Annotated in this window: 15 protein-coding genes and 1 other RNA gene; 4 read left to right on the forward strand and 12 right to left on the reverse strand. The window is 56.6% G+C overall.

Annotation, left to right across the window (positions count from 1 at the left end; genetic code table 11):
* The first annotated feature begins 404 nt into the window (after positions 1–404).
* Positions 405–1,322 carry an AraC family transcriptional regulator gene (locus PSES9_RS0120805; RefSeq protein WP_010490257.1) on the forward strand — a complete coding sequence of 306 codons (918 nt, stop codon included), beginning with the start codon at positions 405–407 and terminating at the stop codon, positions 1,320–1,322.
* 61 nt (positions 1,323–1,383) lie between these two features.
* Here the strand turns inward: PSES9_RS0120805 and PSES9_RS0120810 are convergent, their stop codons facing one another.
* The 7 genes from PSES9_RS0120810 to dnaX all read right to left on the reverse strand — a co-directional run bounded on the left by PSES9_RS0120810 (position 1,384) and on the right by dnaX (position 10,052).
* Positions 1,384–2,532 carry an acyl-CoA dehydrogenase family protein gene (locus tag PSES9_RS0120810; protein ID WP_010490258.1) on the reverse strand — a complete coding sequence of 383 codons (1,149 nt, stop codon included), beginning with the start codon at positions 2,530–2,532 and terminating at the stop codon, positions 1,384–1,386.
* Between the two features lie 155 nt (positions 2,533–2,687).
* Positions 2,688–5,132, reverse strand: coding sequence for a TonB-dependent siderophore receptor (locus PSES9_RS0120815; RefSeq protein ID WP_010490259.1), 2,445 nt, complete (start codon positions 5,130–5,132; stop codon positions 2,688–2,690).
* Between the two features lie 88 nt (positions 5,133–5,220).
* Entirely contained in the window at positions 5,221–6,180 is a 960-nt protein-coding gene (locus PSES9_RS0120820) for a FecR domain-containing protein (protein ID WP_010490260.1), read from the reverse strand.
* A 1-nt stretch (position 6,181) separates the two neighbouring features.
* A complete protein-coding gene (locus tag PSES9_RS0120825) occupies positions 6,182–6,694 on the reverse strand; it encodes a sigma-70 family RNA polymerase sigma factor (RefSeq protein WP_010490261.1) in 513 nt (170 codons plus the stop codon).
* A 158-nt stretch (positions 6,695–6,852) separates the two neighbouring features.
* On the reverse strand, positions 6,853–7,455 hold the full coding sequence (gene recR, locus PSES9_RS0120830) for a recombination mediator RecR (RefSeq protein WP_010490262.1): 603 nt from the start codon (positions 7,453–7,455) through the stop codon (positions 6,853–6,855).
* 159 nt (positions 7,456–7,614) lie between these two features.
* Positions 7,615–7,941 carry a YbaB/EbfC family nucleoid-associated protein gene (locus PSES9_RS0120835; RefSeq protein WP_010490263.1) on the reverse strand — a complete coding sequence of 109 codons (327 nt, stop codon included), beginning with the start codon at positions 7,939–7,941 and terminating at the stop codon, positions 7,615–7,617.
* Positions 7,942–7,961: 20 nt separating this feature from the next.
* Complete coding sequence (dnaX, locus tag PSES9_RS0120840; protein ID WP_010490264.1) at positions 7,962–10,052, reverse strand: DNA polymerase III subunit gamma/tau; 2,091 nt, start codon at positions 10,050–10,052, stop codon at positions 7,962–7,964.
* A 488-nt stretch (positions 10,053–10,540) separates the two neighbouring features.
* Here dnaX and PSES9_RS0120845 point away from each other — a divergent pair, with 488 nt between their 5' ends.
* Both PSES9_RS0120845 and PSES9_RS0120850 read left to right on the forward strand, forming a co-directional pair.
* Positions 10,541–10,762, forward strand: a complete 222-nt coding sequence (locus PSES9_RS0120845; protein WP_010490265.1) for a hypothetical protein — start codon at positions 10,541–10,543, stop codon at positions 10,760–10,762.
* Between the two features lie 187 nt (positions 10,763–10,949).
* Positions 10,950–11,237, forward strand: coding sequence for a DUF3509 domain-containing protein (locus PSES9_RS0120850; RefSeq protein ID WP_010490266.1), 288 nt, complete (start codon positions 10,950–10,952; stop codon positions 11,235–11,237).
* Between the two features lie 230 nt (positions 11,238–11,467).
* On the opposite strand, the gene ffs is transcribed toward PSES9_RS0120850, so the two are convergent.
* Positions 11,468–11,564, reverse strand: an RNA gene (ffs, locus tag PSES9_RS24740) — signal recognition particle sRNA small type.
* Between the two features lie 496 nt (positions 11,565–12,060).
* Here ffs and PSES9_RS0120855 point away from each other — a divergent pair.
* Positions 12,061–12,339, forward strand: coding sequence for an HU family DNA-binding protein (locus PSES9_RS0120855; RefSeq protein ID WP_010490267.1), 279 nt, complete (start codon positions 12,061–12,063; stop codon positions 12,337–12,339).
* A 91-nt stretch (positions 12,340–12,430) separates the two neighbouring features.
* Here the strand turns inward: PSES9_RS0120855 and ligA are convergent, their stop codons facing one another.
* The 4 genes from ligA to PSES9_RS0120875 form a co-directional block, all read right to left on the reverse strand.
* Entirely contained in the window at positions 12,431–14,803 is a 2,373-nt protein-coding gene (gene ligA / locus PSES9_RS0120860) for an NAD-dependent DNA ligase LigA (protein ID WP_010490268.1), read from the reverse strand.
* 60 nt (positions 14,804–14,863) lie between these two features.
* Positions 14,864–15,679, reverse strand: a complete 816-nt coding sequence (gene zipA, locus PSES9_RS0120865) for a cell division protein ZipA (protein ID WP_010490269.1) — start codon at positions 15,677–15,679, stop codon at positions 14,864–14,866.
* Positions 15,680–15,987: 308 nt separating this feature from the next.
* Entirely contained in the window at positions 15,988–19,485 is a 3,498-nt protein-coding gene (gene smc, locus PSES9_RS0120870; RefSeq protein WP_010490270.1) for a chromosome segregation protein SMC, read from the reverse strand.
* Positions 19,486–19,497: 12 nt separating this feature from the next.
* Positions 19,498–20,157 carry a GntR family transcriptional regulator gene (locus tag PSES9_RS0120875; RefSeq protein ID WP_010490271.1) on the reverse strand — a complete coding sequence of 220 codons (660 nt, stop codon included), beginning with the start codon at positions 20,155–20,157 and terminating at the stop codon, positions 19,498–19,500.
* Positions 20,158–20,575 lie beyond the last annotated feature (418 nt).

Raw genomic sequence — 20,575 nt, forward strand, 5'->3', positions numbered from 1 at the left:
GCGCCAACGGCCCCGAGAGTCTGTACCTGCTTTTGATTGGCTAGCGTAATGGCTTTGACCAGAGCTTGGGTCAGAGCCGATTCAGTGCAGATCGAATATCTGCCGAACCTGTGCGTCAGCGTTGCACTGCGCCTGGGTAATAGAACATTCCCCAGTAGCTAAAGAGTAATCGGCTAGCCGCTATTGCCACTAGTCAATTACTGGTTGGTTATTGCCTAAAACTGCAAGAGCAGTTTTTTTATTGGCTGGTGTCACTTGAGTCAAAAGCATTTAACCTGCAGGCGCGGCATCGGCAATTGCCTGTTAAAAGCCAATTTTTGCCTATTCCTGCAATAGTATTTCCCAGGCCACCAATTGCCTGATCTACCGGGCTAAGCTTTGGCGACCAACCGAGAGACCCGCGCATGACAAGCCCTGAACACACAGCCGTACTACTCGCCCAGCGCCAGGACGAACTGGCCGCACTGATAAGCCGGCTGGTGCCGACTGATAATGTGGTCGAGACCGCAATCAAAGGTGTATTTCTCGCCCGCGCCGACCAGCCAACGCTGCCGATGCCGGTGCTGTACAAGCCAAGCCTGTGCATCATTGCCCAGGGTCGCAAAGAGGTACGCCTGGCCGATGAGGTGTACCAGTACGACCCGCTCAATTACCTGGTGGCCTCGGTCCCTTTGCCCGTCAGCGGGCATATCACGCAAGCCACGCCTGAAAAGCCCTACCTCTGCCTGCGCCTGGATATCGACCCGGCGCTGGTCAGCAATCTGATAGCCGACACAGGCCCAATAGGCGTACCCAACAGCGGGCCGCGTCGCGGCTTGTATCTGGACCGGGTTGACTTGCCGCTGCTCGATGCCGTGATTCGCCTGGTGCAATTGCTTGAGACACCGCGTGATATCAATATCCTGGCGCCCATGGTGCTACGCGAAATATTCTACCGCTTGCTGCACAGTGCCCAAGGGCATCACCTGCATGCAATAGTGATCAATGACAGCCAGAGCCATCGCATTGCCCGGGCGATTGACTGGCTCAACAGCAATTACACCGAGCCCTTGCGAATCGAAGACCTGGCCCGCGAGGTCAATCTCAGCCAATCAACCCTGCACCACCGCTTCAAAGCAGTAACAGCACTGAGCCCGCTGCAGTACCAGAAACAGTTGCGCCTGCAAGAAGCCAGGCGCCTGATGCTTAGCGAAGGCATGGAAGCGGCGGTTGCAGGCTACAAGGTTGGCTACGAGAGCCCGTCCCAGTTCAGTCGTGAATACAGCCGCCTGTTCGGCGCGCCGCCTTTACGCGACCTCGCCCGCCTGCGCAGTGCCAGCTAATTTGTAGCCTGATGACTGATATGGCGCTCTCGCAGGCTAAAAGCCTGCGTTGCCACAGTCGCTATAGGCCCATCTGCTTGCTGATGATCTCGTTCATGATTTCGCGCGAACCACCACCAATCGAAAGAATCCGATTGTCGCGATACAGGCGTTCGACAAGGCTTTCGCGCATATAACCCATGCCGCCTAATATTTGCACGGCGTCATAGGTAATCTTGTCGGCGATATCAGTGGCGAAGTTCTTGGCCATGGATATCTCCTTGATCACGCTCTTGCCAGCCGCCATCTGCGCAGCCTGGCGATAGGTGAACTCACGCGACACTTCGAGTTGAGTGGCCATTTCAGCCAGGCGGTGCTTGAGCACCTGGAACTTGGCGATAGGTTTGCCGAACGCCTGCCGCTCACGCGCCCACTGCAAGGAGGCCTCAAGCGCCAGCTGAGCCGTCATGTTCGCCATGATTGCCAACGACAGACGCTCACTCTGGAAGTTGGCCATGATGCAGGCAAAGCCCATGTTTTCAGCGCCAATCAGATTTTCGGCTGGCACCTTGCAGTCATCAAAGAACAACTCTGCGGTGTCCGACGCCCACCAGCCCATCTTTTTCAATTTGCGGCCGACGCTGAACCCAGGCGTGCCCTTCTCGATCAGCAGCAAGCTGACACCGCCAAAGCCATCACCACCGGTTCGCACGGCAACCGTGTAGAAATCGGCGCGCACGCCGCTGGTGATAAAGGTCTTGCTGCCCGTTACCCGGTAGTAATCACCCTCGCGCACCGCACGGGTCTGCAGGTTTGCAACATCAGAGCCACCGCCGGGCTCGGTAACCGCCAGCGCCATGATCTTTTCACCTGCAAGCACCTGTGGCACAACACGATCACGCAGTGCCGGCCTGGCCCACTTGAGCACCGGTGGCAAACCAATATCCAGCGATCCCAGGCCGGCGACCAAGCCACCAGAGCCTGAACGCATCAACTCCTCGCTGGCGGCAACCTTGGCGAATACATCGCCCTCGTGGCTACCACCAAAATCTTCCGGGTAACCAATTCCCAGGATGCCGGCAGCGCCTGCCTTTTGATACAGCTCACGCGGGAATTCCCCAGCCTCCTCCCACTGATCGACATGCGCAAGAATTTCGCGCTCTACAAAACGCCGGACGGTATCGCGAACTAAACGATGGGAATCGTCAAAATAGTCGTGCATGGCAGTCATGGGTTTTGCTCGTTATTTTCTTGCGACCATACCAAGCGCTTGCTAGGCAAGCAAGATGAGATACCCGCCATAACGCCGACTCAACAGCCGCTCGATTGCAAAGCTGCAGAAAAATGAACGCCGGAGTTACTAGCTCCGGCGTTAGGGACACAAGATCAGAAGTTGTAACTGGCCGGCGGAGGGATGTTGCGTTCTTCGCCAAAGTAGCAATAGTTAAGGCTGCCGCAAGACGCCACGTACTTTTTGTCAGTCAGGTTATTGGCGTTCAAGCGCACATCGACGCCGGTCAGGCCCAGCTTACCGAGGTCATAACCCAGGGATGCATCGACCAGCGTGTAGGATGGCACCTCAAGTGTATTCTCGGCATCCGCCCAGCTATCGCCCACATAGCGCACGCCTGCACCGATTTTCAGCCCTTCAAGGCGACCACCAAGGAAGCTGTAGTCGAGCCACGCAGAGGCCATGTGCTCGGCGGCCTGGGTCGGTGAGTTGCCCTTGTTGTCCAAGGTTGGATCGACAGTGCTGATTATTGATTTCGAGTATTCGATATCGGTGTAGGTATAGCTGCCAAGCAGGCGCACAGCTTCTGTCAATTGCAGGCGTGCCTCAAGTTCCAACCCTTGCGAGCGCACAGCGCCGACGGGGCGGTAGAAGTCTTCATCGGCGGCCTTGGTTGCAAGGTTTTCCTGATCGATATGAAACAGCGATGCGGTGTACAGGTCATCGGTGCCATTAGGCTGGAACTTCAAGCCAAACTCCCATTGCTTGCCTTCCGTGGGCGCCAGCGGATTGCCGTCCTGGTCGGCATAGGCGTTGGGGTTGAAGGACTCCGAGTAACTCATGTACGGCGCAAGGCCGTTATCAAACAGATACAACACTCCGGCACGCCCGGTGAACTTGCTGGGTTCATCCTTGCTGGTGCCGCCGTAGATTTCGTCTTCTGACTCGACCTTGACCCAGTCCTGGCGCACGCCCAGCGAAAAACGCCAGTTATCCAGGGCGATCAGGTCTTGCAGGTACACACCGGTTTGCTCAAGCCGTCGCGTGGAACTGCTTGACCATGCCGGATTGATGGTTACCGTGCCGCCGTAGACTGGGTTGAAAGCATCGATATTGCTGGCGGTGCCGGCGGTGTAGTCGACCCGGGTTTTGCGCCGCTGATAGTCAAGCCCGCCCACTACAGTGTGCTGCGCTGCGCCAGTATTGAATTCGGCCTGGAGCATATTGTCGATGATCCAGGCGTGCAGCTTTTCATCAGCGCCGGTATAGGCACGATACAACTCGGTATCATTGGCCCAGCCAGCGGCATAGACTTGCTCGGCACTGACATCAGAGGTTTGATAGCGGAAGTTTTTCCGCGCCGACCAGGTATCGTTGAAACGATGCTCGAACTGGTAGCCGATCATCTGCTGCTCACGCTCGAAGCTGTCCTGATCCGGCTCACCTTCGAAAAAATGCTCGGAGATATGGCGCCCGGCGTGACGATTGATCGTACCCTCTGCAGGCAGGCCGCCATGGTAGCCGCTGTTCGGATCTTTCTGCAGGTAAGCCTGCAAGGTCAAATGGGTGTCTTCGCTGAAGTCGATCGAAACACTTGGCGCCAGGGTGTAACGCTCTTCATCGGCGTAATCGAATTGGGTGTCAGCGCTGTCGACCAGCCCGGTCAGGCGATAGGCAATGCGCTGCTGGTCATCCAATGGCCCGGTGAAGTCAAAACCAATACCTTTCTTGTCGTTGCTGCCGGCAATGGCCTGGATTTGTCCTGAGGCCTGAAACTCTGGTTTCTTGGTGGTCATCGCCGCAAGACCGCCCGGAAGGCTACGCCCATAAAGCACTGAGGACGGGCCTTTCAGAATATCGATACGCTCAAGAAAGTAAGGGTCGATCTGCAGGCTGCTGTAGGTGCCGCTGTCGCCCATCATCTTCAGCCCGTCGAGGAACAGATTGTCCACCGAGCCGTCATTAAAACCGCGCATCGCTACATAATCGTAGCGATGCGTCGCGCCGTACGGATTGGTCATCACACCCGGGGTGTAGCGCATGGCTTCGGCAACGGTTTGCGAGCCTTGGTCATCCATTTGCTCGCGCGTTACCACCGAAACCGATTGCGAGGTTTCAAGCAGGGGCAAGCTGGTCTTGGTGGCAACGCTACTGTGCGTGGCGTTATAGCCATCGATGCTGCCCAGGGCATTGCCCAGGGCAAAGCCTTTGACTGTGGTGGCGGGCAATTGCATGGCGCCGTCACTGCCCTGGCCATGCAGCGTATATCCGCCCTGCTCGCCCTGGCTGATACTCAGGCCAGTGCCTTGGAGCAAGCGGGTAAAGCCTTCATGAACACCGTACTCCCCGTTCAAGCCCCCTGTTTGCTTGCCTTCGGTAAGCCGTGCATCGACCGAGAGCATCACCCCCGCCTCACCGGCAAAACGGCTCAATGCAGATGACAAGTTGCCAGGCGCAATATTGTATTGGCGCACTTGCTGGCTCGCCGCCTGGGCTTCAGCAGCCACGGACTGCTGCGACATCAGCGCAAGTGGAAACATCAGTGCAGCGCAGCGAATAGCCTGGCGCAAATGAGTTGGACGAAAATCGTTGGAGCGCATCGGATGACCCTTTGGCAGATGGTTATGTTGATAGGCCAAACGAGTCGCGAAAAAGGGAACCCATCGCATAAAAAAACAATCGCAGGTCTTAACCTGAAACCGGCTCAAGGGTGATCCACCATGGCCAGCGCCGATTGACACGGATGGGTAAACTCGCCTCAAGCGCCGCATAGATGCGTTCCGGGTCATTCAACGGGAATGCGCCAACCAGATGCAGACCTGCAATCCGTGGGTCGACTGCCAAATGCCCGGGCACATGCTCGGCCAGTTCGCTGATGAAGTCGCCGAGCGCACGATCGTCCGCCAGCAGCATGCCGCGCTGCCAGGCATTACGGGCGGGTGAAACCTGGCTGATGGGGCCAATCTGCCGCCGATCAAACCAGGCCTGCTGTCCAGCGCCCACCACTTTGCTCGCCCCCTGAGCACAGGTAATGCGGACACGGCCTTCAAAGACACTGAGCAATGTGCCAGCCTGCTGCATGCGCACACTGAAGCGAGTACCCAACGCCTGCAAGCGCCCGTCAACCGTGTCGACACACAACGGTCGAGCGGGCTGCTGGATATCCGGGGCGCTGTCGACCAGCAACTCGCCTTGCCACAAACGCAATAACCGCAGGTCAAGGCTGTAGTCGATATCGACTGAACTGTTGCTGTTGAGCCACAACTGGGCGCCGTCTGCCAAGTGCAATTGTCTGATCTGGCCGGTTGTGCTGCTCTGGTCAGCCATCCAGGCCTGCACGGGCTTGCGTGACACAGTCAGGCCCAAACCAGCGCCACCCACCAACAGCAACAGACTACTAAGCACTTGACGACGAGTACGAACGCCTGCGCGCAGAGCATTGTGGGCAGGCTCACGCTGGGCGGCAGGCAAGGCCTGGAATTGACCACTGATTTGCTGCACCCGATGCCAGGCGGCCTGATGCGCCGGATTGCTCGCCAGCCACAACTGCCACGCCTTGCGCTGCCTGTCACTGACAGATTCGCTCGCTAACACCGCAAACCATTCGGCAGCCTGTTCAAGTACCCGGAAATCGGACTGGGCAGACATGCTATTGCTGCGCCAACATCAGGCAATGCAACATGGCCTGCGCCATGTATTTTTTAACCATACGCTCGGATACAGCCAGGCGCTGGGCAATGACGGCATAGGTCAGGCCATCAAGTTGCGACAAGAGAAATGCCTCGCGCACCTTGCTCGGCAGTCTCAGCAACATCGCATCGATGGCCAGCAGGGTTTCCACAATCATTTCACGTTCTTCTGGCGATGGAGCCAGCGCCTCTGGCTGCGCCGCGAGCGCGTCCAGATAAGCCCGCTCGACCGACTGTCGCCGCCAGAAGTTAACGACCAGGCCATGGGCGATGGTCGACAGGTAAGCACGGGGTTGTCGCAAGGTGGCCAGGCCATCAGGCGATTTGAGCAGGCGAACAAAGGTGTCCTGCGCCAGGTCTGCGGCGTTATGCGCGCAACCAAGGCGCTGACGCAGCCAGCCATTGAGCCAGGCGTTATGGTCACTGTAGAGACGTTGTACGTACTGCTGGGAAGACAACTGCACAACCGACATCGCAGGCACTCACAAGCATCTTTTAACGGAAGATGCTAATGGTAATGCTTCTCAACAACAAATATCCAGTGATCCACTCGAATCAGCGTCCAAACCCGACCTGCAACACAAGCCTGCGAGCCAATTCGGTACCGCCCTTGAGCGTATAGACCGGCGTATCAGATAGAGATAGGCCGACGACCTGCCAGCGCATGCGCCAAAGTACCGCCATCGACCAGCTCCAACTCGCCACCCAGCGGCATGCCATGGGCAATGCGCGAGGCGATCAGGCCTTTGTTGGTCAGCAACTGGGCGATGTAGTGTGCGGTGGCCTCACCTTCTACCGTCGGATTGGTCGCCAGGATCACTTCGGTAAAAGTGCCTTGCTGTTCGATACGGGCAAGTAATTGCGGGATACCAATGGCTTCAGGCCCAAGCCCGTCCAGTGGTGAAAAGGGGCCCTTGAGCACAAAATAACGGCCGCGAAACCCGGTTTGCTCGACCGCATAGACATCCATCGGGCCTTCTACCACGCATAACAGGGTGTCATCCCGCCGCGTGTCCTGGCAGATGTGGCAAATAGTTTCTTCGCTAAGCGTACGGCACTGCTGGCAATGGCCAACACCTTCCATTGCCTGGGTCAGGGTCTGCGCCAGGCGCAAGGCACCACTGCGATCACGTTCGAGCAACTGCAAGGCCATGCGCTGAGCAGTCTTCTGCCCCACTCCCGGCAATACACGCAGGGAATCGATCAACTGGCGAATCAATGGGCTGAAGCTCATGGCAATACTCGCGTGGGCAATAAGGCGAAGAAATCGATGGTTATCCAAGCCTGTCAGCGGAGCTGTCAGGCAGGATGAAATATGTTCGCCGCGAATTTACCCAGGTAAAACCGCCGCGAACATAGGAAAACAGTCATTCGATCAGACTGTCGGCGCTGCCTAGAATGGCATTTTGAAGCCAGGCGGCAACTGCATGCCGTCAGTCATGCCGGCCATCTTGCTCTGGCTGTTTTGCTCGACTTTACGCACGGCATCATTGACGGCCGCAGCAATGAGGTCTTCGAGGATTTCCTTGTCTTCCTGCATCAGGCTATCGTCCAGGCTGATGCGCTTGACGTCGTGGCGACCAGTCATCACCACGCTAACCAAGCCGGCGCCGGATTGACCGGTAACTTCAGCGTTGGCCAATTCTTCCTGCATTTTCTGCATTTTTTCTTGCATCTGCTGCGCCTGCTTCATCAAGCCGGCCATGCCGCCACCTTTCATCATGGTGCTGTCCTCGGTATTCAGGGGTTAACTGGGGTATCAATGGGTTCAATACTGTCAGCGCGGATAACCGCGGTGAACTGTTGGATCATTTGCTGCACGAAGGGGTCATTGTTGATCGACTCTTCAGCCTCACGCTGGCGATCAGCGCGCTGACGCGCCGCAGCCTGCGCAGGTGTTTCCTGTTCAGGTGTAACCAATTCGATTTTCAACTCGATGGCACGGCCCAGTTGGGCATTGAGTGCATCATTGAGCCGCCGCTGCTGAGTCGCATTGAACAAGGCACTATGGCCTGGATCAAGGTGCAACAACCAGCTATCGCCCTCAACCGAGATAAGCGTGCAATTTGCACCAATACTCCCGGTCATGCCCGACAGGCCAAGTTGCGGGAACAACTGCAACCAATCAGCCGCCAGGCCTGTTGCCGGCTGCATGGCAGGCTGCGGTTCAGGCTCCGCTGGTACTGAAGGCTCTACCGCGTCGAAATCGTAATCAATGGAATCGGCATCCATTTCCACGTAATCATAATCCAGCGGCGGCTCGTCATCGTCGCTTTCGTCGGCTTCTGGCTCAGCCACAGCAATGACCTGCGCGCCCTGCTCGATCGCCTCGACAATTTCAGCGGGCGGATTGACCAGCTCAGCGGCGGCCTCTGCGCCAACAAGCGGCTCGGGCGCCTGCTCTTCCCAGGGCAAATTGGTTACCGCAGGTGCAGCACTTGGCTCTGGCTCGACAACGGGAGCAGGCGCAGGGGTTGCATAGGCAATTGGTTCTGCTACGACAGGCGAGGCAACAGCATCTGGCTGATTGGCCACAGTTTCGGCTGCGGACTCAACCACAGGCTCGATGGCGACTGTTGATACAGGAGCTTGAGCCGTAACAGCCGCAGGCGTTTCAACGACAGGCGCTGGAGCAATAGTTGCCGGAGCCGCTTGTGCAGCGCCAGCCACTGATTCTGTTGGGGGATTAGCAGGGGGCTGGCTAATCCCAACCGGCTTTAGCGCCACCCTCGGCGCATCATCGCTATCGGCAGGCCTGAACGCCAGCATGCGCAGCAGCACCATCTCGAAACCGCTGCGGGGATCCGGTGCCAGTGGCAGGTCGCGACGACCGATCAAGCCCATCTGGTAATAAAACTGGATGTCCTCTGCAGGCAAGGCCTGGGCCAGCGCCATGACTCGATCCCGATCGCCCTGACCATTATCCACTGCATCCGGCAGGGCCTGGGCAATGGCGACGCGGTGCAATACATTGAGTATCTCGGCCAACACGCCAGCCCAGTCGGGTCCTTGCTCAGCCAGGTGACGCACAGCATCGATCACCGCGCGAGCATCGCCTTCAAGCAAGGCATGCAGCACGCCGTAGACCTGGCCATGATCCAGGGTGCCAAGCATTGCCCGTACGTCAGCGGCAAGCACCTTGCCCTCGCCGAACGAAATCGCCTGGTCGGTCAAGCTCATGGCGTCACGCATGGAGCCATCGGCTGCGCGCCCAAGCAACCATAGGGCGTCATCCTCAAATGGAATCTGCTCAACACCAAGTACGTGGGTCAGGTGCTCGACAACGCGCTCAGGCGGCATGTTTTTCAGCGAAAACTGCAAGCAGCGCGAGAGAATAGTGACTGGCAGTTTTTGCGGGTCTGTCGTCGCCAGCAGGAATTTAACGTGTGGCGGCGGCTCTTCCAGGGTTTTGAGCAAGGCATTGAACGAGTGCGAGGAAAGCATGTGCACTTCGTCGATCAGGTAGACCTTGAAGCGCCCACGGCTCGGGGAATACTGGACGTTGTCGAGCAACTCGCGGGTGTCTTCGACCTTGGTCCGGCTGGCAGCATCGACTTCGATCAGGTCTACAAAGCGTCCTTCATCGATTTCCCTGCAGATCGAGCAGGTCCCGCATGGGGTCGAACTGATACCGGTTTCGCAATTCAGGCACTTGGCAATAATTCGGGCAATAGTGGTTTTACCCACGCCACGGGTGCCGGTAAACAGATACGCATGGTGAAGGCGCTGGCTGTCTAGTGCATTAATCAACGCTTTGAGTACGTGGGTCTGCCCCACCATTTCGCTGAATGTGCGCGGACGCCATTTGCGTGCAAGAACCTGATAACTCATCGAAACCCGTCGCGTGAGGAAGCAAAAGTGAGCTAATCCTAACGGAGCACCGGGTAAATTGCATCCGCTGTGCATTGCAGTAAATGTGCGCCAGTTTGGCTACCAATAAAAGCACTGGCTATTTTTTGATCAAACGGCTAGTATTGCCGCTGTTCGTACCACGCTGTAAGTCAAATAGGCTCCCGTCTGATAGACGCAAGGCCCCCTCGTTGGAATTTAGTTGCAGAGCGCATTCGTAACAACGGTGCCACACAGCTCTCAACCAAGCCCACCCTGCTGACTGACCAGGCTGCCTCGCTTAAGCGATGCTGCTCGCCTGCCTCCGAAGTACAGACCCGATTGAACGACCAGCAACGCCAAGCTGTTGCCGGAACTTAATCGCGCAACTTCGCTCCGATTACATCAAGACCTCCAGCCTAAACTGGGCCGGATGTTGGAGCTTTATCCGCGCAATGATGCGCATGTAGTTTTAGGAAACACCCAAAAAAATGAATACACATACTCAAATTCAGGATGCCATTCGCACCCTATCCAGCGCATTTGCGCCGTTTGATTGCCGCATCCTCGCTGCCCGCAAAGGTAGCTTCAGCTTCACCATTGTCAATCAGGCCGGCATTGCCAAGCACAGCCAGCGCCTGTATCCAGGCCAATACAATGGTGAGCGTTTGCAGCAGGTTATTGAGCGCGCCCGTGAGTCACTCGTCGCCTAGGCGAGTCTTCGATACCAGCGCGGCAAGGCACTGCTTCTCTGTATAGAGAAAAATGCATCTAACTCAGGGCTTTGCCAGTGATTGCAGCTAGATTCCAAGCAATGCAGCTGCAATCTAACCGGCAAACTGCGAACTTTGCCGGTAAACTCGCCTCTAACTGAATCACCATATAGGATGGAATAAGGGAATGGACAACACTATTCAGTCAAACGTAGAGAACCTGTTTGCCCCGCTACGCACCACATTCAGCTCACCACGCCCCGATGGCAGCATTGTTCTGTCATTGCTGGATGAGACTGAAACCAATGTCTATAGCCGCGTGCTAAGCGCAGAGCAACTCAATAACACCGAGAGCTTCGCACAAAGCCTCGAAGAAATCCGCCTGGAGCTGGCCGTACGCTCCGGCTCGATTCCTGCGGAAATGCGCAAAGCCCTGAAAGAACAGGACAGCGTTCTCAGCTATCACATTTCTTGATGCCTGGCTGGAATACAAAAACCCCGCAATGGCGGGGTTTTTTATTGCCTGCAGCTTTAGCAGCGCAGCATCAATCAGTCGCATTGAATCAATAACAACGATTATTTGCGCCGTTATGCAGCTAAAGACATTAAGAAAATAGGGATTATGCAGCGAGAGACTGCAATGCCGAGATGGCGTATTTGACTGATAAATCCTTGAAGACTCAAGGATTTATAGATTGGAGGCGGTCCCACCAGCCACACCCCGGCACACAATGTTCCCGCTGTGGCTGCTTCCTTCCGGATCTGACCAGGTTCACGGGTAATCGTTGCGGGGGGACCGGCAGGACCACCATCACGCTGCTCACCAGAAGCGAGCCGCGCCATTGTACCGGCTTGAATTAAAGTTACAACCGCTTCAAGCACTTAGCACTGAAATTGCCTCGCTTGACTGGCAATAGGCCTGCACCTGCAAAACTGCAGCGCCAGATCAGTGCTCATCACTCAAAAATTGACATGCATCATGACCAGCGCCGCACAAAACACCGATGCTACTGGATAATCGAGCGCAGCCCTGTGTCATTATCGGTCTCATGGCAACGCGCGGGTCGATTCATTTACCCGGATATATTTGCAACTGGTGTGCACAGCAGGCTATCAAGGCCTGTGACGCCGATATTATTAATCGTAGAAATGCATTCCCAACGGAATTTCTTGTCGAACCGCGAGTCAGAAACAGGTCGCTATCTTTAGGCAATAACCTATAAACAAGACCTGCGACTCAAAACGCACTTACCTGCGTGGGCACGACAAGAGCCCTCAATCAATCAAGGAGCTACAACATGGCTATGACCAAAGACCAATTGATCAGTGATATCGCCGAAGCCATCGACACCCCAAAAACCACTGTACGTGCCGCGCTTGATCAACTGAGCGAAATCGTAAGTGATGCACTGGAAAATGGTGACGAGATCACTCTTCCTGGCATTGGCAAGCTGAAAGTAACTGCACGTCCTGCACGCACCGGGCGCAACCCGCAAACCGGCAAGGCCATCGAGATCGCAGCCAAGAAAGTCGTTAAATACGTGCCAGCCAAAGCACTGACTGACGCGATCAACTAAGCATTGGAGCGTCGCGAGGTCTTCAAGCAGTAGACCCGCACGATGTACCGCTCAAGTCGATTAATCCGAATACTTGAGCGGTTACTCTAAGCTAGAGCGCTACACCGTACCCGGCCAGCACAGCCAGAAACGCATCCTCATCCAGTACCTTCACGCCCAGGTCGTTAGCCTTGGCCAGCTTTGACCCCGCGCCCGGCCCTGCAACCACACAACTGGTCTTAGCCGAAACAGAGCCCGCGACTTTAGCGCCCAAAGCCTCAAGCTTGTCCTTGGCTACATCCCGACTCATGACCTCAAGACTGCCGGTCAACACCCAGGTTTGCCCCGCCAGCGGCAGCCCTTCGAGCTGCTTTCTTTCGCTCTGCCAGTGCATGCCGAACTCACGCAACTGATTTTCTATCGCCAGCGCACGCTGCGCGTTGGCCGGGTCGTCGAAGTAATCGCGCAACGACTTGGCTGCCCTTTCGCTGAGCCGCTCGACCTGGCGCACATCAAGCCAGTCAGCATCGATAATGCCCTGGACCGAGCCAAATTTAGCAGCTAGCCGCTCCGCCCCAGTGGCGGCAATAAAGGCAATATTCAACTTGGTAATAAAACCGGCAAGTGTAGTGCTGGCTGCGAACTCAGGGTGCAAATCACCCTCTTCCTGCAACTCGATGCCGTGCTTGAGCAGTTGGCCTATGACGCCTTGGTTATGCTCATCGGCAAAGAAACTATGGATTTCATGGGCCACTTCCAGGCCGACATCGGGCAAGTAGGTCAGCACTTCGGGCAGTGCCTGGCGAATGCGCGCCAACGAGCCCAGGGCTCGGGCCAGCAGCTTTGCGGTCTCCTCGCCTACGTCAGGTATCCCAAGTGCATAGATAAACCGTGCCAGGGTTGGCTTGCGGCTTTGCTCGATAGCCTCGAGCAGGTTGTTAGTCGACAACTCGGCAAAGCCTTCCAGGCCAACGATTTGCTCGAACGTCAGCGCATAGAGGTCTGCAGGTGAATTAACCAGGCCTTCATCCACCAACTGCTCGACGCTCTTCTCGCCCAGGCCTTCGATATCCATCGCCCGACGGGAGACGAAATGGATGATGGCCTGCTTGAGCTGCGCACCGCAGGCCAGGCGCCCCACACAGCGATAGATCGAGCCCTCGACAAAAGACTCCTTGCCCTTGCTGCGCTTGACCAACTGCGTGCGCTCGACAGCCGACCCACATACCGGGCAATGCTCCGGGACTTTTACGCTGCGTTGCTCACGCTCCTCCGGACTCCAGTTCGGCCGGCGCTCGCTGACCACCTGCACCACCTGGGGAATAACATCGCCTGCCCGGCGGATAACCACGGTGTCTCCAACCATCAGGCCGAGCCGGGCAACCTCGTCCATGTTGTGCAGGGTTGCGTTGGAAACCGTGACCCCAGCGACCTTGACCGGCTTTAACCGTGCCACAGGTGTTACAGCGCCGGTACGGCCCACCTGAAACTCAACCGCAAGCAGTTCGGTTAGCTCCTCAAGCGCCGGAAACTTATGGGCGATGGCCCAACGTGGCTCACGCGCCCTGAACCCAAGCTCGCGCTGCTGGGCCAGACTGTTGACCTTGAACACCACGCCGTCGATCTCGTAGGCCAACGAAGTGCGCCGCTGGCCTATATCGCGGTAATAATCGAGACAGGCCTGGGCACCCTTTGCCAGCTTCAGCTCACGACTGATTGGCATGCCCCACCCCTTGAGCGCGTGCAGGATGCCAATATGGGTTTCAGGCAAATCACCCTGCACCCGGCCAATGCCGTAGCAGCAAAACTCCAGAGGCCGACTGGCGGTGATCTTCGAGTCCAGTTGGCGCAGGCTACCCGCAGCAGCATTACGCGGGTTGGCAAACACCTTGCCGCCCTGCTCCAGTTGCCTGGCATTAAGCGCCTCGAACCCGGCCTTGGACATGAAGACTTCACCGCGCACTTCAAGCACCTGCGGCCAGCCTTCGCCTTGAAGCTTCAGCGGTACATTACGAATGGTGCGTACATTGACGCTGATGTCTTCTCCGGTACTGCCGTCACCGCGCGTAGCGCCGCGTACCAGCAAGCCGTTTTCATAGAGAAGGCTGACAGCAAGGCCATCAAGCTTGGGCTCACAGCTGTATTCCACCGAGCCAAACAGATCGCCCGCAGGCAGATCCAGCCCCTCACGGACACGCCGGTCAAAATCCTCAAGATCGGAATCTTCAAAGGCATTGCCCAGGCTTAGCATCGGCACTTCGTGCTTGACCTCGCCAAAAGCTGACAGCGCCAGGCTACCGACCCGCTGGGTTGGCGAGTCTGGTGTCACGAGTTGGGGATTTTGCGCCTCAAGCGCTTTGAGCTCGTGAAACAGGCGATCGTACTCGGCATCGGGAATGCTAGGCTCATCGAGCACGTGATAACGATAGTTGTGCTGGTCCAGCTCGGCACGAAGCTGCAAGATACGTTGGGCGGCGTCAGTCATGTTGCTCTCTCAAAAACACAGAAAGCAGCCAAAGCTGCTTTCTGATAATCACGGTTGCGTTTAACGCTTACTGGTCAGTTGGCGACGCTCAAACTCGACGATACGCTGGCGATAATGCTCGATGGTTTGAGCGGTCATCACGCTGCGCTGGTCATCCTTGAGTTCACCGTTGAGCTCATGGGCAAGCTTGCGTGCAGCAGCCACCATTACATCAAAAGCCTGCTTGGGGTGACGCGGGCCAGGCAAGCCAAGGAAGAAACTCACGGCGCGTGTGCTGAAGCCTTCAATGTCATCCAGGTCGAAGGTTCCGGGCTTGAGTGCATTGGCCATGGAAAACAATACTTCGCCGTTGCCTGCCATGCTTTCGTGACGATGGAAAATATCCATTTCACCGAAACGCAAACCGCTTTCCAGAATATTCTGCAGCAATGCCGGGCCTTTGAAACCATTGGCATCGCGGGCAATCACGTTAATCACCAGGACTTCGTCAACCGGCGCCTGCTCTTTAGCCTCGACCTTGCTCGCCGGAGCATCATCAACCGGGTTAAGCAGCGTCGGGACCGGCTCGTCCACATCAAGATTCAAGTCACCCTGCTGGGGTTCATTGTTACGTCGACGGCTCAACTCGCGTGCGCTCATCGATGGTAAATCATGCTCATCGAAGGAAGGTTCTTGATGTTGCGGCTTATCGACCACTCGGGCGGGGCTCAACAACTCCGGATCACTGTCATCATCCGGCAGGTTGGACAGGTTTCGATCAAGCTTGAATTTCAACTTCCCTTTACCACCACGCATCCGGCGCCAGCCATCAAACAAGATGCCAGTAATCACAATGATGCCGATAACGATCAGCCACTCACGTAGACCGAATTCCATGAAATACCTTAACCCCTAATGACAATTAATATACACAACGGAAGCATTCAAACCTGCTCCGATAACTCAAAAAACGTGGGGCCAACACCATGTTCCAACTGGCACTTTCCACGCATAACAAAAGTGGGCATTAAGCTAGCACGACGAAAGGTTACTTTACACTGCTGGCGAGTTTGAAAACACACTACAACAGTAGGCTAAAACGATGAAAAGGTGAAAAAAACCCCTTATATCAAGTTAGCCGTAACATTTTGCTCAAAACTTGACCACATCACAGCAGAGCATCACTTCCAAGGACTTGCCCAACACTAGGCGTCCACCATCGCCAGCGCCTCTTCGACATCCACAGTCACCAAACGCGAACAACCCGGCTCATGCATGGTCACCCCCATCAATTGATCCGCCATTTCCATGGCGATCTTGTTGTGGGTGATGTAAATAAACTGCACTTTCTCAGACATCTCCTTGACCAGGCGCGCATAACGACCAACGTTAGCATCGTCCAGAGGTGCATCGACCTCATCGAGCATGCAAAACGGCGCCGGATTAAGCTGAAAGATTGCAAAAACCAGCGCTAGCGCGGTCAAGGCCTTCTCTCCACCGGAGAGCAAATGGATAGTGCTGTTCTTCTTGCCAGGTGGCCTCGCCATAATTGTTACACCAGTATCGAGTAAATCTTCGCCTGTGAGTTCCAAATAAGCTGTGCCACCACCAAAAACCTTCGGAAATAACGCCTGCAACCCCGCATTTATTTGATCGAATGTTTCCTTGAAGCGATTACGTGTTTCGCGGTCAATCTTGCGAATGACATTCTCCAGCGTATCCAGGGCCTCGACCAAATCCGCATCCTGGGCATCCAGATAGCGCTTGCGCTCCGATTGCTGCTGGTACTCATCGATTGCCGCGAGGTTGATCGGCCCCAGGCGCTGGATGCGCGCCGCCATGCGTTCGAGCTCCTCTTCCCAGGACTTCTCACTGGACTCACTCGGCAGCGTTGCCAGAACACCATGCAAATCGTAATTGTCTTCCAGCAACTGATCCTGCAATGCTTTACGCCGCACCGTCAGCGATTGCCATTCCATGCGCTGCTGCTCGAGTTGACCGCGCAATAACTGCGACTGCTGCTCAGCCTGGGTACGGCGTTTCTCGGCGTCACGCAATTGTCGATCCGCATCCTCAAGAGTCAAGCGCGCCAGCTTTAACTCATCCTCGACACCCATGCGGCGGTCGAGCAATTCTTCGAGCTTGATACGCAACTCTTCGAGCGGTGCGGCACCTTCCTCGAGATTAAGATTCAACTGCTCGCGACGTTCATGCAGGCGCTCGGACTGCAGGCGCAAGCGCTCAAGGGCCTGACGGGTTGAGTCGTACTGCGCACGCAGTGAGCCCAGGCGCACGGCTAGCTGGTGAGCATGATCCTTGTGCTGGCGCGCATCATGACGAACCCGATCAAGCTGCTCACGCAACTGGTCACGACTGGCGAGCAGCGTCTCGCGCTGATCGTTGTCTTGGGCCATGGCATCCAGCGCGTCCTGCAGCTGCAGGCGCGACTCACCGAGTTGCTCCTGCTCAAGCTCACGCTGGCCAGACAGTTCGCTCAGTTCAGTGTCGAGACGCTGTCGACGCAGCAACAACTGCTCGGCCTTGGCGGCACTGGCCGACAACTGTGCCTTGAGCTCCCCCAGGTGTCGCGATTGCTCCTGCACTTGACGACGCAATTGCTCGCGCTGCTCCTCATGCTCGCGCTGTTGTTCACGAAGGCCGAGCAAGCGCTCCCCGAGCAACTCCAGTGCCGCCTCACGCTCCGTGCACTCGAACCCAAGCTGCTCCAGTTCCTGCCCGCGTGCCAGCACACCACTTTCAGCCTCGCTGGCGCGCCGCACCCGCAGGAAATGCTTGCCAACCCAGTAGCCGTCACGACTTATCAGGCTTTCGCCTTCACCCAGACCACCACGCAGGGCCAAGGCCTGATCAAGTGTTTCAACTGGGCGAACAGCACCCAACCATGGCGATAAGTCGAGCGCAGACTCAACCTTGTCGAGCAAACTGCCCGCCACTCTCTGGCCATTTTTAGCCGGGCTAAGCAGGCGTAGATCACCTTGCTCGAAATCTGAAAAGTCCAGCTGGTTTAAAGCCTCAGGATCATCCAGCAACACCGCTTGAAGATCAGCGCCGAGAACCGTCTCGACCGCCAACTCCCAACCGTTTTCAACCCGAAGCCCTTCGGCCAACCGAGGCCGATCAAGCAACTGTTGCCGATCCAGCCATTGGGCGGCCCCCTGCCCCGGCTCCAGCGCCGCTTGTTGCAGCGCCTCCAGCGAAGCCAGCCGCCCCTGCAAGCGCTGCAGCTCACCTTGGGCCTGTTGCTGGGCCTGCCCAGCTTGCTCCAGCTCTCCACGCAGCAGTTGCAAGCGGTCAGCGTGCTCTGCCTCGGCGACTTGCAGCTCCTCGATGCTTAATTCGCTAACCGCAACCTGCTCGCCGAGCGCCTGTATCGCCGCATCCTCCGGATCGGCGGCAAGCTGCTGCAGCTCCTCACTGAGTCGCCGCTGGCGCTCGACCAGGCGCTCAAGACTCTGCTCCAACTGCCCAATACGCGACTGCTGTACCTCAGCCTGGCGGCGCGGCTCAGCCGAGCGCTGATTGAAAACGTCCCACTGCTCCTGCCAGCCATGCATTGCAGCCTCAGCCAACTCAAGCGCCGCGGCTGATTCCTCGGCCGCGGCGGCAATCAGTGCCTGCTCGGGCTCCAGTTGGGCCAACTCCTCGCCGAGGGTCGCAGCCAAGGTGCTGTCATGACCCAAGTGGGACTCGGTTTCCTGACGCGAGCGCTCGGCCTCGTTGAGGTCTTCCTGCAACTGACGCACCCGCTGCTGGCCATGCTGGATACTTTGCTCGACCCGGGCAATATCGCCACCCACCGAATAAAAGCGCCCCTGCACCAGGTTGAACTGTTCAGACAATTCATGGTGACCGTCGCGAAAGCGCTCGATACTGGCATCGGCATTACGCTGCTCGGCCACCAACGCTTCAAAACCCACTTCCTGATCACGAATGATCGACTCACGCTGGCCCACTTGCTCGTTCAGGGCCTGCCAGCGCAGGGCTGTGAGTTGTGCTTTGAGTTGGCGCTCTTCTGCCTTGTATTCCTGATACTTCTCAGCAGCCTGGGCCTGGCGATGCAAGCGTTCGAGCTGGCGCTCCAGTTCTTCGCGCAGGTCAGTCAGGCGCGCAAGGTTTTCATGGGTGCGTCGAATCCGGTTCTCGGTCTCGCGGCGGCGTTCCTTGTACTTTGAAATCCCCGCGGCCTCTTCGATGAAGTTGCGCAAGTCTTCGGGCTTGGCCTCGATCAGCTTGGAGATCATCCCTTGCTCGATAATCGAGTAGCTGCGCGGCCCCAAGCCAGTTCCCAGAAAGATGTCGGTGATGTCACGACGACGGCACTTGGTGCCGTTGAGAAAGTAGGTATTTTGGCTATCGCGGGTCACCCGGCGGCGAATCGAGATCTCGGCATAACCCGCGTACTCACCCACCAGCGTTGAGTCGCTGTTATCGAAAATCAGCTCGATCGAGGCCTGGGTAACGGGTTTACGTGTGTTCGAGCCATTGAAGATGACATCGGTCATCGACTCGCCGCGGAGATTCTTCGCCGAACTTTCACCCATTACCCAACGAACAGCGTCGATTATGTTTGATTTACCACAACCATTGGGCCCAACGACCGCTGCCATGTTGCTGGGAAACGACACGGTGGTTGGGTCAACAAAGGACTTGAAACCTGCGAGTTTGATCGACTTCAGACGCATGCAAAGCGTTCCTTAGCGTTCAGCTAATGCTGCCAGCACCAGTTTAGAATTATGTGCGCAGTAGCCTTTAAGCACTTCGCGTGCCTGATTCTCATCGCGCTCGATGATCGCTTGCAACAAGCGAGTGAAGCTATTGATGAACTGCCCCATTTCACTGCGCCGCCGCTCGAATGCCAGATAATAGGTGCGGCTGATCGCCGGCAGCAGGTTTTCTACGCTTTGTTGCAAATAAGGGTTGTTTGAAAATCCATAGGCGGCACGCATGATATCGAAGCTGTTATCGACAAAGGCATTGATATCGCCCTGCTGGAAGTTGCTGGAAAGGCGTTTTTGGATATCAACGAACGGCTCCAGCTCAGACTGTTCGCGCCAGCCACGCGCAACCGTACAGGCCAGCAAGCCGTAGAGCTCAACCACTAGCGCGTACAGGCTCTTGACATTGTGCGCGGTCAACTCGCTAACCTGTGCGCCGCGCCGGGGCTGGATAATAATCAAGTGCCGGCGCTCAAGTATCAGCAAGGCCTCGCGCACAGAACCCCGACTGACATTCAGCAACTGGGTAACTTTCTGCTCTTGAATGCGTTCACCCGCCCGCAACTCACCGCGAATGATACGTTCTGACAAATGCTGCGCAATCTGCTCGGCGAGGCTATCCGGGGCCTTGAAGGTCATGCTGTTCCTTAAAACCTGAGGGTGCTTTGCAAGAAATTATCGACAGGCGCAATAAGCGCCAACATGCAAGGTTACGGACGAACATCCGGGTCAAGCTCGAACTTGGGCGCAGTCGCTGCAAGTCGCTAGGTGATAGGCGCTGAGATTGTTCCACAGATCTTCAAAGTGTAACACAGGGCCCTGGCTTGCAAAGCTGTCACGGCCAACGCACCAGATCATGGCACCCAGGCCACAACCACATACCGAATTCGCGCAATGGGGAGCCCGGTTTTCACCGGCTCGGCTCATCTGTCCGGGTATCCGAGGCAGTACGACCGCCTGGCATGAAAAAAGCAGCGAGCATCAGACATTCATTGGCAACCGACTTACTCATAACTATCGGGCATGAAAACCACCTGACTCGCACGTCAAATATTAG

The organism is Pseudomonas sp. S9, assembly GCF_000222125.1.
Classification (GTDB): domain Bacteria; phylum Pseudomonadota; class Gammaproteobacteria; order Pseudomonadales; family Pseudomonadaceae; genus Aquipseudomonas; species Aquipseudomonas segetis.

Coding starts and splice junctions, on each gene's coding strand:
- PSES9_RS0120810 (WP_010490258.1), bottom strand. CDS start 2,532: ATGACTGCCATGCACGACTATTTTGACGATTCCCATCGTTTAGTTCGC.
- PSES9_RS0120815 (WP_010490259.1), bottom strand. CDS start 5,132: ATGCGCTCCAACGATTTTCGTCCAACTCATTTGCGCCAGGCTATTCGC.
- PSES9_RS0120825 (WP_010490261.1), bottom strand. CDS start 6,694: ATGTCGGTTGTGCAGTTGTCTTCCCAGCAGTACGTACAACGTCTCTAC.
- PSES9_RS0120820 (WP_010490260.1), bottom strand. CDS start 6,180: ATGTCTGCCCAGTCCGATTTCCGGGTACTTGAACAGGCTGCCGAATGG.
- dnaX (WP_010490264.1), bottom strand. CDS start 10,052: ATGAGTTATCAGGTTCTTGCACGCAAATGGCGTCCGCGCACATTCAGC.
- PSES9_RS0120875 (WP_010490271.1), bottom strand. CDS start 20,157: ATGACCTTCAAGGCCCCGGATAGCCTCGCCGAGCAGATTGCGCAGCAT.
- PSES9_RS0120835 (WP_010490263.1), bottom strand. CDS start 7,941: ATGAAAGGTGGCGGCATGGCCGGCTTGATGAAGCAGGCGCAGCAGATG.
- PSES9_RS0120855 (WP_010490267.1), top strand. CDS start 12,061: ATGGCTATGACCAAAGACCAATTGATCAGTGATATCGCCGAAGCCATC.
- recR (WP_010490262.1), bottom strand. CDS start 7,455: ATGAGCTTCAGCCCATTGATTCGCCAGTTGATCGATTCCCTGCGTGTA.
- smc (WP_010490270.1), bottom strand. CDS start 19,485: ATGCGTCTGAAGTCGATCAAACTCGCAGGTTTCAAGTCCTTTGTTGAC.
- PSES9_RS0120850 (WP_010490266.1), top strand. CDS start 10,950: ATGGACAACACTATTCAGTCAAACGTAGAGAACCTGTTTGCCCCGCTA.
- PSES9_RS0120805 (WP_010490257.1), top strand. CDS start 405: ATGACAAGCCCTGAACACACAGCCGTACTACTCGCCCAGCGCCAGGAC.
- zipA (WP_010490269.1), bottom strand. CDS start 15,679: ATGGAATTCGGTCTACGTGAGTGGCTGATCGTTATCGGCATCATTGTG.
- ligA (WP_010490268.1), bottom strand. CDS start 14,803: ATGACTGACGCCGCCCAACGTATCTTGCAGCTTCGTGCCGAGCTGGAC.
- PSES9_RS0120845 (WP_010490265.1), top strand. CDS start 10,541: ATGAATACACATACTCAAATTCAGGATGCCATTCGCACCCTATCCAGC.